This window comes from Planosporangium thailandense (genome assembly GCF_011947195.1).
In the GTDB taxonomy this organism is placed as follows: Bacteria; Actinomycetota; Actinomycetes; order Mycobacteriales; family Micromonosporaceae; genus Planosporangium; species Planosporangium thailandense.
Genome location: NZ_JAATVY010000002.1, coordinates 427,793 through 439,698 on the forward strand (window position 1 = coordinate 427,793; position 11,906 = coordinate 439,698).

10 protein-coding genes are annotated in these 11,906 nt (G+C 71.6%); 1 reads left to right on the forward strand and 9 read right to left on the reverse strand.

Annotation, left to right across the window (positions count from 1 at the left end):
* Window positions 1–29 precede the first annotated feature (29 nt).
* The 9 genes from HC031_RS04785 to HC031_RS04825 all read right to left on the reverse strand — a co-directional run bounded on the left by HC031_RS04785 (window position 30) and on the right by HC031_RS04825 (window position 11,050).
* A complete protein-coding gene (locus HC031_RS04785) occupies window positions 30–665 on the reverse strand; it encodes a response regulator transcription factor (protein ID WP_167923903.1) in 636 nt (211 codons plus the stop codon).
* Between the two features lie 2 nt (window positions 666–667).
* Window positions 668–2,770 carry a hypothetical protein gene (locus HC031_RS04790; protein WP_167923904.1) on the reverse strand — a complete coding sequence of 701 codons (2,103 nt, stop codon included), beginning with the start codon at window positions 2,768–2,770 and terminating at the stop codon, window positions 668–670.
* Window positions 2,763–3,971, reverse strand: a complete 1,209-nt coding sequence (locus HC031_RS04795) for an ABC transporter permease (RefSeq protein ID WP_167923905.1) — start codon at window positions 3,969–3,971, stop codon at window positions 2,763–2,765. The genes HC031_RS04790 and HC031_RS04795 overlap by 8 nt, the downstream gene beginning before the upstream one ends.
* On the reverse strand, window positions 3,968–4,741 hold the full coding sequence (locus HC031_RS04800) for an ABC transporter ATP-binding protein (RefSeq protein ID WP_205862228.1): 774 nt from the start codon (window positions 4,739–4,741) through the stop codon (window positions 3,968–3,970). The genes HC031_RS04795 and HC031_RS04800 overlap by 4 nt, the downstream gene beginning before the upstream one ends.
* A complete protein-coding gene (locus HC031_RS04805; protein ID WP_167923906.1) occupies window positions 4,738–5,811 on the reverse strand; it encodes an efflux RND transporter periplasmic adaptor subunit in 1,074 nt (357 codons plus the stop codon). Before HC031_RS04805 ends, HC031_RS04800 begins: the two co-directional genes overlap by 4 nt.
* Window positions 5,812–6,074: 263 nt before the next feature.
* Window positions 6,075–7,541, reverse strand: a complete 1,467-nt coding sequence (locus HC031_RS04810) for a sensor histidine kinase (protein WP_240942092.1) — start codon at window positions 7,539–7,541, stop codon at window positions 6,075–6,077.
* Window positions 7,528–8,265, reverse strand: coding sequence for a response regulator transcription factor (locus HC031_RS04815; protein WP_167924056.1), 738 nt, complete (start codon window positions 8,263–8,265; stop codon window positions 7,528–7,530). Before HC031_RS04815 ends, HC031_RS04810 begins: the two co-directional genes overlap by 14 nt.
* Before the next feature lie 94 nt (window positions 8,266–8,359).
* Window positions 8,360–9,769 (reverse strand): NADP-dependent succinic semialdehyde dehydrogenase, encoded by a 1,410-nt coding sequence (locus HC031_RS04820; RefSeq protein ID WP_167923907.1) that lies wholly within the window; start codon window positions 9,767–9,769, stop codon window positions 8,360–8,362.
* A gap of 72 nt (window positions 9,770–9,841) precedes the next feature.
* Window positions 9,842–11,050 carry an alanine racemase gene (locus HC031_RS04825; RefSeq protein ID WP_205862229.1) on the reverse strand — a complete coding sequence of 403 codons (1,209 nt, stop codon included), beginning with the start codon at window positions 11,048–11,050 and terminating at the stop codon, window positions 9,842–9,844.
* 129 nt (window positions 11,051–11,179) lie between these two features.
* Here HC031_RS04825 and HC031_RS04830 point away from each other — a divergent pair, with 129 nt between their 5' ends.
* Window positions 11,180–11,890 carry a class I SAM-dependent methyltransferase gene (locus HC031_RS04830; RefSeq protein WP_167923908.1) on the forward strand — a complete coding sequence of 237 codons (711 nt, stop codon included), beginning with the start codon at window positions 11,180–11,182 and terminating at the stop codon, window positions 11,888–11,890.
* The last annotated feature ends 16 nt before the right edge of the window (window positions 11,891–11,906 follow it).

The following is an 11,906-nucleotide window of genomic DNA, read 5'->3' on the forward strand; positions in this document are numbered from 1 at the left end:
CCGACGCCCACCGGAGTCACCGCTGAGGTTCACGTGAGGACGTACCCGCCCGGCGTGTGGGCCAGGCGGCAGCCCAGCGTCGCCAGCTTGCGGTCCAGCGACGCCAGGTACGGGTCGAGAATCATGGATCCGCCGCCGAAGTCGTACCCCCACACGTGCTGGAGGAGTTCGCTGCGGTCGAGCGGTTGACCGGGATTCGCCAGCAGAGCGGACGCGATCCTGCACTCGGTCGGGTTGAGCGCCACCTCCCGGCCGGCTCGGCGCAGCAGCCGGCCGGCCGGGTGGAGCGTCAGGCCGTCGGCCGGTGGCGGGCGACGCACCAGGGCCTGCAGCCGGGTCAGTAGTTCGGTGAGCGCGAACGGCTTCATCAGGCAGTCGTCGACCCCGGCGATGAGCCCGGCCGCGTGGTCCGGAGTGTTGTCGCGGGTCGTCAGCATCAGTACCGGTAGTTGATGACCTTCGGCGCGGAGCATCCGGCAGGTCTCCAGACCGTCCGGCTGCGGCATACCGAGGTCGAGCACGACCGCGTCGGGGCGCTGCGTGCGTACCAGTTCCAGCGCCGTCACGCCGTTGCCGGCGACGCCGACCTCGTACCCGGCGAAGCGCAACGCCCCCGACACCGACTCCCGTACCCCGGGCTCGTCGTCGACCACCAGGACGCGCATGGCTACTTGGCCTTGGTGACCTTGGTGGCGGTGACGATCCCGTTGCCCGTGGCGGAGCCCTCGACGTTCACCTGTGAGCCGGGCGTCAGGTCGGCGAGCGCGCCGCTGGCCGTCACCTGTACCGCGGTGGCGCCGCTCGTCTTCACGGTCACGATCCGGCCGTCGGAGGTCTGCAGGTACACGGTGCCGCCGTCGACGAACTTCACCGTCCCGCTGGTGGTGTTGGCGACCGGCGTCACGGTGGCCGGCCGCTGGCCGCCGCCCGCCGCCGTGCTGGTGTCCTTGGCGGCGGGTGCTCTGCCGAAGTTCTTCTGCACCAGCGCGCCGGCGAGGAATCCGACGACCGTGAGGGCCAGCGCGGCGAGCACCACGGTCCCGAGCGACATGCCGCGCAGCTGTGGCATGATCCCCAGCCGGCTGCCGGCGGGCGAGCCGCTGGCCCGTTCGTCAGGGTTCCCCACGTCCTCGGTGAAGGCCGCCAGTTCGGGCCTGGCGATCCGGTCGACCCCGTCGATCAGGCCGGCGGGCCGAGCCTCGTCGGCGAGGTGCGGCTCCGGAACCCGGTACGGTTGCGCGGCCGGGGGGAGCGGGTTGACGCGCTGCGGCTCGTAGCCGACCGGGGTCTGGTTGATCCGCGGCGGCTCCGGGATCCGGTGGATGGTGTGCAGCTCCTGCGTCTCCTCGCCGTTCACCGCGAGCGGCGCGGTGATGCGGCCGCCCGGCCGGTCGTGGTGCTCGTCGTCGCGCCGGTCGTCGTCGCGCCGGTCGTCGTAGGTCTCGTAGTCGTCCGTGGCCTCCGCGACGTCGTCGGGCTCTTCGTCGGCCGCGTCGTCGTAGCGCTCGTCCACGTCGTCTTCGTCGTCGTAGGTCTCGTACGCCTCGTAGGAGTCGTCGACCTCTTCGATGTCGTCGACCTCCTCGATGTCGTCGGACTCCTCGTCGTCCTCCTCGTCCTCGTAGATCTCCTGGGCGTCGTCGATGTCTTCGAGGTCGTCGTCCTCGTCGAGGTCCTCGGCGAGGTCCGCGGAGACGTCGTCGACGTCGTCCAGATCGTCGACGCTGTCGTCCAGCTCCCGGTCTTCGGTCTCGTCGAGTTCGTACAGCTCCTCGATGTCTTCGAGCTCGACGGTCTTGACCCGCCGTACCCGGTCGATCAGCTCCACCCGGTCGATCAGTTCGACCCGGTCGACGCTGGCGGCGATGTGTGCCCGGCCGTTCTCCTCGTGCTTGCCCGGTGGGTCGATGGCCGCGATCGGTTCGATGGTGTCGCCCCGGCCGATCACGCTGGCGCGGATCGGGTCGGAAATTCGGTCGGTGCGGCCGGCGTGCTCGGTGTCGTGCTCGGGCTCGATCCGGGTCTCGGGCTCGACCCGGGCGCGCTCGGTGGACTGGCCGGCCTTGCCGGTCGTGGCCGGCTGGCCGCTCCTGCCGCGTTCGTCGGGGTGGCCGGTCCTGCTTCGCCCCTCGGGCTGCTCGGTCCGGTTGGACTGTTGAATCCGCTGGATCCGCTGGATGCGCTGCAACCGCTCGGCCCGGCTGCTGCGGTCGGTGCCCTCGGCACCGTGGTCGATGCTGGCGGAGCCGGGTCCGGCGCCGGCGGAGTGCGCCGCCTCGTCCGCCCGGGCCCGCGCCTCGCCACCGCCGGTCGCCGTCCGCGCGTCGGGCTGGGCGGTCCGGCCGGTCCGGTCCGGCTGGCCTGCCTTGCCGGTCTTCTCGGGCTGGCCTGCCCGACCGTTGCGCTCCGCCTGGTCGGCACGGGAACGCCGGTCCGCTCGGCCGGTACGCTCGGCCGCGACGGTGCGGTCGGCGGTACCGGTGTGCTCCGGCTGCTCCGCCCGGCGGCCACGCTCGGTGTGCTCGACCCGTCCGTTGCGTACGGGTTCCTCGGCCCGCTCGGTCCGGTCGGCCTCCTCGACCCGGCCGGCCCGTTCGGCCTTGCGGGCTTTCTCGGCCTCGGCGGCCCGGTCGATCCTGCTGATCCTGCCGCTCTTGTCGACCTTGTTCACGCTCCTGGCGGCCCGGGCCGGACGGTCGTCATTCGGCTGCAGCTTGGCGGTGTGGGATTCGGCTTGTCGCCGGCGTACGTCCATTGTGTCCTCACTCATAGCGAAGTGCATCGATGGGTCGCAGCCCCGCCGCGCGACTGGCGGGGTAGCTGCCGAAAAAGAGTCCGATCGCCACGGACACGCCGAGGGCGAGCGCGATCGAGCTGGGCAAGATCTCCGGATGGATCCCGAGGATCGTGAACTGGCTGCCTACGATGGCCGCAACCACCCCGAGCAGGCCGCCGATCAGGCTGAGGACGGTCGCCTCGGTCAGGAACTGGGTGAGCAGCGTGCGCTTCGGCGCGCCGAGCGCCTTGCGAATACCGATCTCCCGGGTCCGCTCGGTGACCGTCACCATCATGATGTTGGTGATGCCGATGCCGCCAACGAGCAGGCTGAGCGCAGCCACCGCGCCTAGGAAGACGGTGAAGGTTCTCGCGGTGTCGCTGCGCGCAGTCAGCAGTTGCGACTGGCTGAGGATCTGGAACGGTTGGTTGGCGGCGTTGGTCACGTGCAACTTCTCGTTGAGGACCGCCTGGGCCTGCGATCGCGCCGCGCCGACTCGGTCGGCTGCCACCGCCTGCACCAGGATCTGGTTGAGCGGGCCGTAGCCTGACACCGCCTCCTGCGCCGCCGTGATCGGTGCGATCGCGACGTCGTTCGGGTCGGCGAAGGTGAGCCCGCCCTTCTGGCCGAGGAGGCCGACGACCGTGAACCGGGCCACGCCGACGGTGACCTGCTTGCCGATCGGATCGGCGTCCCGGAAGAGCCGCGCGGCCGCACCCGCGCCGAGCACCACCACGCGGTGGTGGCTGCGGACGTCGTCGTCGGTGAAGGACGCGCCCCGGGCGACCGTGTCGTTGACGGCCTCCAGGTAGCTCGGCGTCGTACCGATGAACTGGCTCACGGTGTGGGCGGTGCCCTCGAAGCTGACCCCTTGAGCGCCGGTCACCACCGGCGAGACGCTTTTGACGTCAGGTGTCGCTTCCCGATTGGTCAGCGCGTCGACGAGATCCATCGTCAGCGCGCCGCTCTGGACCCGGGCGCCCGCGCCGCGTGCGGTGGCCGTGGAGATGGTCAGCGTGTCGCTGCCCAACTGCTCGATGTTCTGCTGCACCGCTTTCGCCGAGCCGTTTCCGACGGCGACCAGTAGGATCACCGCGGCGACGCCGATCAGGATGCCGAGGACGGTCAGGCCGGAGCGCAGCTTGTTGGCCACGACGGCGCGGATGGCGAGCCGGATCGCTTCGATCGTGGTCACGCCGGAACCGCCTCGCTGGACGGTCCGGTGCGAGGCCGGTGCCGGCCGTCGTAGGACTCCCCGGCCGGCGAGCGGCGGATCGGTTCGTCGGTGACCACCCGTCCGTCGACCAGTTCGATGAGCCGGTGGGCGTGCTGGGCGACCCGGTGGTCGTGGGTGATCAGCACGACCGTGCGGCCGATCCGGTTGAGGTGGTCGAGCACCTCGAGAACCTCGGCGCTCGAGGTGGAGTCCAGGTTCCCGGTGGGCTCGTCGGCGAGGATCAGGGTCGGTGCGGTGACCAGTGCGCGAGCGACCGCCACCCGCTGCTGCTGGCCGCCGGACAGCTGGTTGGGCTCATGGTCGGCGCGGTCACCGAGGCCGACCGTCGTGAGGGCGGCACGGGCGCGACGGCGCCGGTCCGCGGCCTTCATTCCCGCGTACGCCAGCGGTAACTCCACATTGGCCAGTACCGAGGTGCGCGGGATCAGGCTGAACATCTGGAACACGAACCCGATACGCCGGTTGCGGACCCGGGCGAGCTGGCGGTCGTCGAACGTGCTGACGTCGACGCCGTCGAGCAGGTACCGACCCGAGGTCTGGACGTCGAGGCAGCCCAGGATGTTCATGAGGGTGGTCTTGCCCGACCCGGAGACGCCCATGATGGCCAGGTACTCGCCGCGGTGCACGGCCAGGTCCACCCCGGCCAGCGCCTTGATCTGCGTCTCGCCGTCCCCGTACGTCTTCACGAGGTCCCGGACCTCGATCACGGGGTGCTCGAGGGTACTCATCTGTTCCCCCGCGTACCACCCCGGTCGGCGGCGACCAGCTCACCGGGCCGGAGGCCGGATCGGATCTCGACGTACTCGTCGCCTTCCAGCCCGGTCTGGACGGTACGGGCGTGGCGTATGCCGTCGGAGTCCACGACCTCCACGGTCTGCCGCGATCCGGCCGGCCGGATGGCGTCGGCCGGTACCCGTACCACGTCATCGACGGCGGCGACGGCGACCTTGACGGTGACGGTCTGGCCGATGCGCACGCCGTCGGGCAGCCACTGGAGCTGGACGGTCACGGGGTAGGAGCTGAGGTTGTTCTGGTACGTGGCCGCGGGCGCCACGACGGTGACCCGACCGGCGACGCTGGTCCCGGAGAGCGCCGCCCAGGTGACGGTCACCGGCTGATCGCTCTTGATCTTCATGGCGTCGGCTTCCGGGAAGGACGTCGAGACCTGAAGGTGCGCGAGGTCGGCGAGCTGGATGAAGCCGGCCCCACCCGGCTGGGCGGCGGCGTCCGGTTCGCCCGCCGGGGAGCCGGTGTCGAGCCCGCCCGGGTTCCACCAGGTGCCGACGGTGCCGTTGATGGAGACGACCGTGGCGTCCATCGGTGCGGTGAGCGTCGTCGCGTTGACGGCGCGCTGGGCGGTGTCGACGTTGTTCTGCGCGCTCGTCACCTGGGCCTGAGCGAGAGCGATCGTCGAGGCGTTCGAGGTCGAGTCCAGTACCCGGCTGAGGCTCTTCTGCGCGGAGGCGAGCGACGCCTGTGCCGTGCTGAGCTTCTCCTGGGCGTGCGGGTCGTTGATCCTCGCCAGGACCTGGTCTCGCTTGACCTCGTCGCCGACCTTCACGTCGATCTCGGTGACCGTGCCGGCAGCGGCGAAGTTGAGGTTCGCTGTCGCGCTGCTCTGCACCGTGCCGCTCGCCGACACCGTGGCGACGACCGGGCCCCTGGTGACCATGCTGGCCCCGGCCGCCGCGGAGTCGGCCGCCGCGGCGCCCGCCGCGACGGTGCGGTAGGCCAGCAGCACCCCGACGAGTAACAGCGCGGCCAGGACCGAGTTCATCGCCATCGCCGACCGGCTCATCAGCGGTGAGGCCGACGCCGGTGGCAACAGCCGTCTCAGGTGGAGCGAATGCCGGCGCGCAAGCGGCGGGATGTGTCGCAGGATGAGCGGTAACCGTCGCAGGAAGAACATGGCGCGGGTCCTGCCCGAGCCGTCCGAATTGAGACGTCCTTTTGCTCAAAGCTTCCTTGGAATTGATGCGCCGGTCCACCTCAAGATCCACGCAGTTTGCGCGCGGCCGCTGCTGTTCAACGGCGGAAGGCAGCCGTTTCGGTGAAACCGCGCTAGCGGGCGGTCGCCGGCAGCAGCACGCGGAAGCGGGCGCCGGCGCCGGCGGCGGTGTACAGCTCGACCCGGCCGCCGTGCGCCTGCACGATCGCGGCCACGATGGCCAGGCCGAGCCCGGCACCACCCTGGCGGCAGGTGCGGGCCGGATCCGCGCGGTAGAGCCGTTCGAAGGCGTGCCGCGCCTCGGCGACGCTCATGCCGGGGCCCTCGTCGGCGACCTCGACGACCGCGACCGGCACCCCGTCCGGCAGCGTCGCGCCGACGGTCGCCGCCGGCAGCGGCTGCGTACGCGCGTCGGGTCCGGTTTCCCAGCGGCCGGGCGTGCCGACCCGGACCACCACCGGACAGTCGTCGGGCGTGTGCTGGAGGGCGTTCGCGACCAGGTTCGTCACGACCTGCCGGATGCGGGATTCGTCGCCGAGGACGGTGACGGCTTCGAAGGTGTCGCTGGTGTCGTCGAGGGCGGCGAGCTGGACGAAGCGGGTGGGTACGCGGACGTGGGCGTCGCGGACGGCGTCGGCGGCGACGGCGAGCAGGTCGACGGGGCTGCGTTCGAGGGGGCGTTCCTCGTCGAGGCGGGCCAGCAGCAGCAGGTCGTTGATGAGCAGGCGCGCGCGGCCGACCTCGGCTTCGATGCGGACCATGGCTTCGTCGAGGGCGGGGCCGGGTGGGGCGCCGCCGCGGCGGTACAGCTCGGCGAAGCCCTGGATGGAGGTCAGTGGGGTGCGCAGCTCGTGGGAGGCGTCGGCGAGGAACTGCCGCAGGCGCCGCTCCGAGGCCCCGCGGTCGGCGAGGGCCGCCTGTACGGGGCGCAGCCCGGCGCGTACGACCGTCGCCGCGGCGAGCGCGATCAGCAGCACCACCGCGGACGCGATCACCGCGTGTACGAGGATCAGCGACCGTTCGGCCGTCTCGACCGTGCGCATCGAAACGGCGTGCACCAGGTACTGCCGGCCGTCCGCGATCGGAGTGACCAGCACCCGCCAGTCGCCGCTGGCGCCGACGACGGTGAACGGCGTCGCGGCCGCCCGGGTCGCGATCGCCGGGATCCGCGCGAGGTCCGGCCCGCCGTCGCCGGCGTCCGGAACCGGATGCAGCCGGGTGCCGTCGGTGGCGTACACGAACATCCGGCAGTCCAGGCCGGAGGCCGACCGGTACCGGGCGGGCAGGAACCGCGCCGGTTGATCGGTCGTACCCGGCGCCGGAACGGGTGCGGCCGGCGTTCCGGTCAGCGCCCGGGCCTCCGCCTCCAACTGCGTGTCGAGGCGTCCGACCAGATAGGACCGGACCAGCACCGCGTCGGTCAGGTCGGTCACGATCAGCCCGGTCGCCGCGAGCGCGGCGACCGTGAGCACGACCCGGTGCCGCAGCAGGGCCAGCGGCCGGCCCCGCCGTACCCGCAGCAGCCTCACCCGGCAGGCCCGGCGGTGGCGGGAGCGGGCGTGGCGGTCAGCCCGGGTCATCGGGCGCCAGCCGCAACGCGTATCCGACACCGCGCACGGTGTGCAGCAGCGGCGGTCCGTACTTGTCGATCTTGCGTCGGAGGTAGTAGACGTACGACTCCACGATCCGGCCGTCGCCACCGAAGTCGTAGTGCCACACCTGTTGCAGGATCTGTGCCTTGCTGACCACCCGGCCGGCGTTGTTCAGCAGGTACCGCAGCAGGTTGAACTCGGTCGGCGAGAGGTCGACGAGCCGGCCGGCCCGGCGTACCGCGTGGGCCTCCTCGTCGATCTCCAGGTCGGCGTAGCGCAGCACGCGGCCCGGGCGGCGGCCCTGCGGCGCCTTCGCCGCGGCGCTGCGCCGCAGGATCGCCCGGATCCGCAGCACGACCTCCTCCAGGCTGAACGGCTTGGTGACGTAGTCGTCGCCGCCGGCGGCGAGGCCCGAGATCCGGTCGTCGACCGCGTCCCGCGCGGTCAGGAAGAGGACCGGGGTCGGCTGGTCGGTCATCCGCAGCCGCTGCGCCACCTGGAAGCCGTCGAGGTCGGGCAGCATGACGTCGAGGACGACCAGATCCGGCTCGGACTCCGCCGCGGCCGCGAGCGCCTCCCGCCCGCACCTGGCCACCCGCACCTCGAACCCGGCCAGTCGAAGGGTCGCCGACAGGAGGGCCCGGATGTTCGCCTCATCGTCCACAACGAGCAGTCGGCCGGCCGCGCCGGGTGAGTCGATCCCGGAGGGCATGGCCACAGTCGCATGCGTGCCTGACACACGGACCCTCTACCGGAATAAACTCCGGGCTAACTGGCAAAAAGCTGAGAATCACGGCGCGCCGGCCCTACTCCACGTGGACACCGGCCCTGGTCGCACCGGCCTCCCCGACCCACACCGTCTTGATGTTGCAGAACTCGCGGGGTCCCAGCTCGGCCAGCTCACGCCCGTACCCGGAGTGCTTGACCCCGCCGAAGGGCAGCTCCGGGTACGACGTGGTCATGCCGTTGACGAAGACCATTCCGGCGTCGAGATCGTCGGCGAAGCGCTCCTGCTCGCCGGGATCGTTGGTCCAGGCGTTGGAGCCCAGCCCGTACGGGCTGTCGTTGGCGATCTCGACGGCCTCCTCGTAGGACGACACCCGGTACAGGCCGGCGACGGGGGCGAAGACCTCCTCGTGCCACATCCGCATCTCGGGGGTGAGGTCGGTGACCACGGTCGGCGGGTACCACCAGCCGGGGCGGTACGGGCGTTCGCCGCCCAGCAGCACCTTGGCGCCCTTGGACACGGCGTCGCGCACCTGCTCGTCGGCGTCGATCGCGCCCTGCTCGATGGCGAGCGGACCGACGTCGGTGGCGTCGTCCATCGGGTCCCCGACGACCAGCGACGTCATCTTCGCCACGAACCGTTCGGCGAAGGCCTCGTACACGTCGGTGTGCACGATGAACCGCTTCGCGGCGATGCAGGACTGGCCGTTGTTCTGGCACCGCGCGATCGTCGCCACCTCGGCGGCCTTGTCCAGGTCGGCCGACGGCATCACCACGAACGGGTCGCTGCCGCCCAGCTCCAGCACCGTCTTCTTGAGGACACGGCCGGCGATCCCGGCCACCGACCGGCCGGCGCCTTCGCTTCCGGTCAGCGTCGCCGCCCGTACCCGGTCGTCGGTGAGGACCGCTTCGACCTTGTCCGAGCCGATCAGGAGCGTCTGGAACGCGCCGTCCGGGAAGCCGGCCCGCCGGAACAGCTCGCCCAGGAACAGGGCGGTCTGCGGCACGTTCGACGCGTGCTTGAGCAGGCCCACGTTGCCGGCCATGAGCGCGGGCGCGGCGAAGCGGATCGCCTGCCACAGCGGGAAGTTCCACGGCATGATCGCCAGGACCGGCCCGATCGGCTGGTAGCGCGTGTACGCCCGCAGCGCCTTGACGGCCTTCGCGCCCCGCGGCTCGTCGGCGAGCATCGCCTCGGCGTGCTCGGCGTAGTACCGGCAGCCGGTCGCGCACTTGGTCACCTCGGCCTTGGCGGACGCGAGCGTCTTGCCCATCTCCGTGGTCATCAGCGCCGCGAGCTGATCGCGCTCCGACTCCAGGATGTCGGCGGCCGCGCGCATCCAGGCCGCCCGTTGGTCGAACGACGTACGCCGCAGCGCGGCGAACCCGTCCACCGCGGTCCGCAACCGCTCCTCGATCTGGTCGGCCGACATCGGCTCGAAGGTCTTCAGCACCTCACCCGTGGCCGGGTTGATCGTCGCGATCGGCACGGTGATCCCTCACTTCATCGCTGCACTGCGGTCCTTTCACCGGCTTACCCGCGATCTCAAGGTCAAACCGGGTCAGAAGAAGGTACGGACAAGATCGGTCACGTGTCCGTCGGAGTCGACGACCGGCAGGGCCCGCCAGCGCTCAAACGTGGTGCAGGGGTGGGAGATGCCGCAGGCGACCCAGTCCCCGATCGCGACCTCCCCGCCCGGATCGGACAGGTACGCGTGCTGGTCGTTGAGCGCGGTGATCTCCAGCCGCTCGGCCGGACGCTGCCCGCCCGGTCCCAGGACGGCCACGGGAACCGGTAGGCCCATGTCGTATGAGACGTCCCGCTTGCCCATGTTGAGGAACGCCAGGCCCGGCTCAGGGGCGGAGACGACCGTGGCCCACACCCGCAGCGCGGGCCGTAGCTCGAACGGCGACAGGGAGGCGTAGCGGAGGTCGTCGTGCGCCAGGTACGCGCCGGACCGGAGCACGGCCCGCCGCGCACCGGCGAGCCCGGCGAACGACTCCGCGACCAGATCCGGGTACAGGCTGCCGCCCGCCGTCACGGTCTCCGCGTCGACGACCTCCGCCAGCCGGACCAGCTCGTCGAGGTGGCGGCGCACCGCCGCGACGGAGTCGGCCGACCGGCCGGTGCCGTACGTGGCCTCGTACCCGGCGACCCCGGCCAGCCGCAGACCGGCCGCCTTCTCGACCGCGCGGGCGACGTCGGTGGCGGCCGGCACGCCCCGGGCACCGGTGCGGCCGCCGGGCAGGCCCAGCTCGACGAAGACTCCGACGCTCCGGCCGGCTGCGGTCGCCCGGGCGTCCAGCGCGGCCACACCCTCGCGGGAGTCCACCCAGCAGTAGATCTCGGCGTGCTCCTGCTCCGCGACGATCCAGTCCAGCGAGGCCGGGTCGATGACCTCGTGGGCGAGCAGGAGCCGCCGGGCGCCGAACGCCCGCAGTACCCGCGCCTGCGCGACGTTGGCCACCGTGAACGCCCAGGCGCCCCGCCGGGCCTGCTCCGCCGCGAGCGCCGGCGCCATGGTCGTCTTCACGTGCGGGGCGAACTCCAGACCGCGCTCGGCGCAGAACGCCGCGTAGCGGTCGAGGTTGTCGGCCAGCGCGGGCCCGTCGAGTATCGCCACCGGCGAGGTGAAGCCATCGACGGGCACCCGCCGCCCGACGAGGTCGGCGAGGCTGCCGATGCCCGGCGGCAGGCCCTTGTACTGCCAGTCCAGGGGCTGGCTGCGCAGCCGGTCGACCGCGCCGTGATCGATGAGCGGGTAGTCCACGGTGGCGATCCTGCCAGAGGTGGACCGGCCAGCGAAGATCGAAACCTGAAGATCACCGTAGGTTCAGGTAGGTTGGGCCGACAGGATTTTCGGCAGGCCGACCGGTCGCGTACAGAAATGATCTTGTTCATGCCGGAGACATCGGGCGACACCCACCTCCAATCGCGCGTTCTCGAAGACCTCAGTGACGCCGTCAACTACCAGCGGTGGTTGGCGGATCTGGCGCGGCCCTACCTCGGCGACGACCCGATCGAGCTGGGCAGCGGAATCGGCGACTACGCGGCGGCGTGGCTGAGTACGGCGCCGAGGATCACCGTCACCGAGGCCGACGACAGCCGGCTGAAGATGTTGACCACCCGATTCCTCGACGATCCCCGGGTGGACGTGCGGCCGCTGTTCCTGCCCACCGACGAGCGCGCCGAGCACAGCGCCGCGGTCGCGCTCAACGTGCTGGAACACATCGAGGACGACCTGGCCGGCCTGACGTCGATCGCCGGGCTGCTGCGGCCGGGCGGCGCGGTCGTCCTGATCGTGCCGGCCTTCCCGTCCGCGATGAGCCGGTTCGACCGCGCCATCGGACACTTCCGGCGGTACACCGTCGCCTCGCTCGGCGGTGCGCTGACCGCTGCCGGCCTGCGGATCGAACGGCTGCACTACATCAACCCGGTCGGTCTGGTCGGCTGGTACACCGCCTGCCGGGCGCTCCGGCTCGCCCCGCACAACGGGCCCCTGGTGCGCGTGTACGACCACCTGGTCGTACCGCTGGCCCGCCGCCTCGAACGCAACTGGACGCCGCCGTTCGGCCAGTCCGTCTTCGCGGTCGCCCGCACGCCGCGGTAGCAGCCGTCTCCGCCGG